Source organism: Mycobacterium sp., from assembly GCF_035653355.1.
Taxonomy (GTDB): domain Bacteria; phylum Actinomycetota; class Actinomycetes; order Mycobacteriales; family Mycobacteriaceae; genus Mycobacterium.
Map to the genome: position 1 here is coordinate 1 of NZ_DASRBZ010000296.1, position 3,604 is coordinate 3,604.

The window sequence follows — 3,604 nt, forward strand, 5'->3', positions numbered from 1 at the left end:
TCACCCATCGACTCGATGTAGGCCTCGTTCATCACGTTGGCCGACCCTGACGGGTCGTCCATGGTCAGCGTGACGATGCCGTCGGAATCCTGGTCCCACTTGATGGTGTTGTCCGCCATGGCTTAAACCCTCTCGATGATGGTCGCGACGCCCATGCCGCCGCCGATACACAAGGTGATCAGCGCGCGCCGCGCCCCCCGGCGCTCCAGCTCGTCGACCATGGTGCCGAGGATCATCGCGCCGGTGGCACCCAGCGGGTGGCCCATCGCGATCGCTCCGCCGTTGACGTTGAGCTTCTCGTCGGGGATGTTCAGGTCCTTCTGGAACTTCAGCACCACCGACGCGAACGCCTCATTCAGCTCGAACAGATCGATGTCGTCGACGGTCAGCCCTGCGCGGTCGAGCACCTTGCGAGTAGCCGGCGTCGGCCCGGTCAGCATGATCGTCGGCTCGGCACCGCTGGTGGCAGTCGCCACGATGCGCGCCCGCGGGGTCAGGCTCTGCGCCTTACCGGCGGCCTCGGACCCGATCAGCACCAGCGCGGCGCCGTCGACAATCCCGGAGCTGTTGCCGCCGGTGTGAACGTGGTTGATCTTCTCCACCCAGTGGTACTTCTGCAGCGCCACGTCGTCGAACCCGCCGAGTGCCGCAACGCCTTCGAAGGCCGGCTTCAGTTTGGCCAGGCCTTCCATCGTGGTCTCGGGCCGCATGTGCTCGTCGTGGTCGAGGATCAGCAGGCCGTTCTGGTCGCGCACCGGCACCACCGACTTGGCGAAGTAGCCGCCCGACCAGGCTGCCGCGGCGCGCTGCTGGCTGCGCAGCGCATAGGCGTCGACGTCTTCACGCGAGAAGCCCTCGATGGTGGCGATCAGGTCGGCGCCGATGCCCTGCGGCACGAAGCCCAGGTCGTAGTTGGTGGCCGGATCCAGCGCCCAAGCACCGCCGTCGGAGCCCATCGGAACCCGGCTCATCGACTCGACACCCCCGGCCAGCACCAGGTCGTCCCACCCGGAACGCACCTTCTGCGCGGCGGTGTTCACCGCTTCCAGACCAGAGGCACAGAACCGGTTGAGCTGCACCCCGCCGGTGGTGTCGGGCAAGCCGGCAGCCAGCACCGCGGTGCGGGCGATGTCGCCGCCCTGGTCGCCGACCGGCGACACCACGCCCAGAATGACGTCGCTGATCAGGCTCTCGTCCAGGTCGGGGAAGCGGCGGCGCAGTTCGTGGATCAGGCCGACGACCAGATCGAGCGGCTTGACCTCGTGCAGCGATCCATTCTTCTGCTTGCCGCGCGGCGTGCGGATCGCCTCGTAGATGAAGGCTTCTTCGGACATGGCTGATTCCTCTTCGGGAGTTCGGATTCGTCCACAGACGGTAGTCCTGCGCCTGCCAGCCTAACAAAGCGACCGATCAACCTGTTGGTTGGGAGGCGTCGGCGCCTTCCTGCCCAACGTGACGCTGTCGTCACGTCACGCTCGAGCGTGACTCCACTGTCACGATCGTGAACGCATACCCTCAACACTCATGACGGTGTCGCGACTGCGGCCGTATGCGACCACGGTGTTCGCCGAAATGTCGGCGCTGGCTGCGCGCGTCGGCGCGGTCAACCTCGGTCAGGGTTTTCCCGACGAGGATGGCCCGCCCGGGATGCTGAAAGCCGCCCAGGACGCCATCGCGCAGGGGGTCAACCAGTACCCACCCGGGATCGGGATCGCGGAGCTGCGGCACGCCATCGCAGCGCAGCGCAAACGGCACTTCGGCATCGAATACGACCCGGACACCGAGGTGTTGGTGACGGTCGGAGCGACCGAGGCCATCGCTGCGGCGGTGCTCGGGCTGGTAGAGCCGGGCGACGAGGTGATCCTGCTGCAGCCGTTCTACGACTCGTACTCACCAGTGGTCGCGATGGCCGGGGCGCAGCGGGTCGTCGTGCCGCTGGTCCCCGATGGCCGCGGCTTCGCGCTCGACGCCGACGCGCTGCGGCGCGCACTGACGCCGCGCACCAAAGCGTTGATGGTCAACTCGCCGCACAACCCGACCGGTATGGTCCTCAGCGAGACCGAGGTCGCCGCCATCGCGGAGATCGCCAACGACGAAGACCTCTTGGTCATCTCCGACGAGGTCTACGAGCACCTGGTGTACCCCTCCCCCGAAGGTCGCCAGCATCTGCCACCGGCCACCTACCCGGGCATGGCCGAGCGCACGATCACCATCTCCAGTGCCGCCAAGATGTTCAACTGCACCGGCTGGAAGATCGGATGGGCCTGCGGCCCAGCAGAACTCATCGCCGGGGTGCGGGCGGCCAAGCAATACCTGAGCTACGTCGGCGGAGCCCCGTTCCAGCCGGCGGTGGCCCACGCGCTCAACAACGAAGAGACCTGGGTGGCCGGCCTGCGCAACCGATTGCAGGCAAGGCGTGATCGGCTGGCGAACGCACTGGCCGAGATCGGCTTCGAGGTGCACGACAGCTCGGGCACCTACTTTCTGTGCGCCGACCCCCGCCCGCTGGGCTACGAAGACAGCAGCGCATTCTGCGCGGCCCTACCGGTGAAGCTTGGTGTCGCCGCGATCCCGATGTCGGCGTTCTGCGACCCGGCCGCCGAACACGCACGGGTCTGGAATCACTTGGTGCGGTTCACTTTTGCCAAACGCGACGACACGCTCGACGAGGCGATCCGGCGGCTGACGCCGCTGCGCGACGGCCCGACTATTGCGGCTGACGCGCGTCCTTGGTCGTCCCCATGACCCGCTCGCGCAGGCCCTCGGTCGCTGTGCCCAACACGATGTTGCTGGCCCGTTTGACGATGAATTCCGGAACCGGCCCGGAGGGTTCGACGGTGATGTCGAAGCGCACCCGCGTCTTGTCGATGCCCTCGCGCTTGAGGGTGTACTCGACATGCTGGCCGTGCTGCTGGAACGTCGCTTCGGCATCCCAGACCACCCAGTCGGGACCCCAGTGATACTCCAGGATCTCGTTGTCGACCAGACCGAAAATCTTGATGGTGGCCTTCACATGGTGGGGCCGACCGTCGTCGTAGCGGTCCAGCACTTCAACCTGTTTGTGCACCGGTGACCACGCCGTCAACGTGCTGATGTCGGCGAGCGCCTCCATGATCACGTCCGGCGGCGCGTCAATAACGATTTCCCGCGATGCTTGTACCGCCACCTCGCCACCTACTTCGATCGCTCGGCGCCGACACCGCCCATGACGCGCCTGCGCAGTCCCTCTGTCGCGGCTTGCAGGACGGTCTTTCGAGCTCGTTTGATCAGAAACTCCGGTATCGGCGCTGAGGGTTCGAGCGTGATGTCGAAGCGCACGCGGGTCTTTTGGTCGCCTTCGCGCTGCAGCGTGTACTCGACATGTTGGCCGTGCTGGTGGATGGTCTTCTCGGCATCCCACACCACCCAGTCCGGGCCCCAGTGGTATTCGAGCATTTCTTGGTCGACGATCCCGATCACTTTGACCGTGACCTTGACGTGGCGCGGCCGGCCGTCGGGATAGGTGTCGATGACTTCGGTTCGCTTGTGCACCGAGGACCACGACGGCACGGCGTCGACGTCGGCGAGCGCCTCCAAGATCGCTTCCGGCGGCGCGTCGATGACA

The 3,604-nt window shown here is 66.2% G+C and carries 5 protein-coding genes; 1 reads left to right on the forward strand and 4 read right to left on the reverse strand.

Translation table 11 applies throughout. From position 1 onward, the window contains the following. Both VFA16_RS10350 and VFA16_RS10355 read right to left on the reverse strand, forming a co-directional pair. On the reverse strand, window positions 1–119 hold a 119-nt coding region (locus VFA16_RS10350; RefSeq protein ID WP_324967729.1), incomplete at its 3' end, for a hypothetical protein. Between the two features lie 3 nt (window positions 120–122). Further along, window positions 123–1,334, reverse strand: coding sequence for an acetyl-CoA C-acetyltransferase (locus tag VFA16_RS10355; RefSeq protein ID WP_324967725.1), 1,212 nt, complete (start codon window positions 1,332–1,334; stop codon window positions 123–125). Window positions 1,335–1,524: 190 nt separating this feature from the next. Between VFA16_RS10355 and VFA16_RS10360 the strand changes: the two genes are divergently transcribed. After that, window positions 1,525–2,745 (forward strand): pyridoxal phosphate-dependent aminotransferase, encoded by a 1,221-nt coding sequence (locus VFA16_RS10360; protein WP_324967726.1) that lies wholly within the window; start codon window positions 1,525–1,527, stop codon window positions 2,743–2,745. Here VFA16_RS10360 and VFA16_RS10365 read toward each other — a convergent pair. Then, window positions 2,708–3,166 (reverse strand): SRPBCC family protein, encoded by a 459-nt coding sequence (locus tag VFA16_RS10365; protein WP_324967727.1) that lies wholly within the window; start codon window positions 3,164–3,166, stop codon window positions 2,708–2,710. The genes VFA16_RS10360 and VFA16_RS10365 overlap by 38 nt on opposite strands. Before the next feature lie 8 nt (window positions 3,167–3,174). Next, on the reverse strand, window positions 3,175–3,604 hold a 430-nt coding region (locus VFA16_RS10370), incomplete at its 5' end, for an SRPBCC family protein (RefSeq protein ID WP_324967728.1).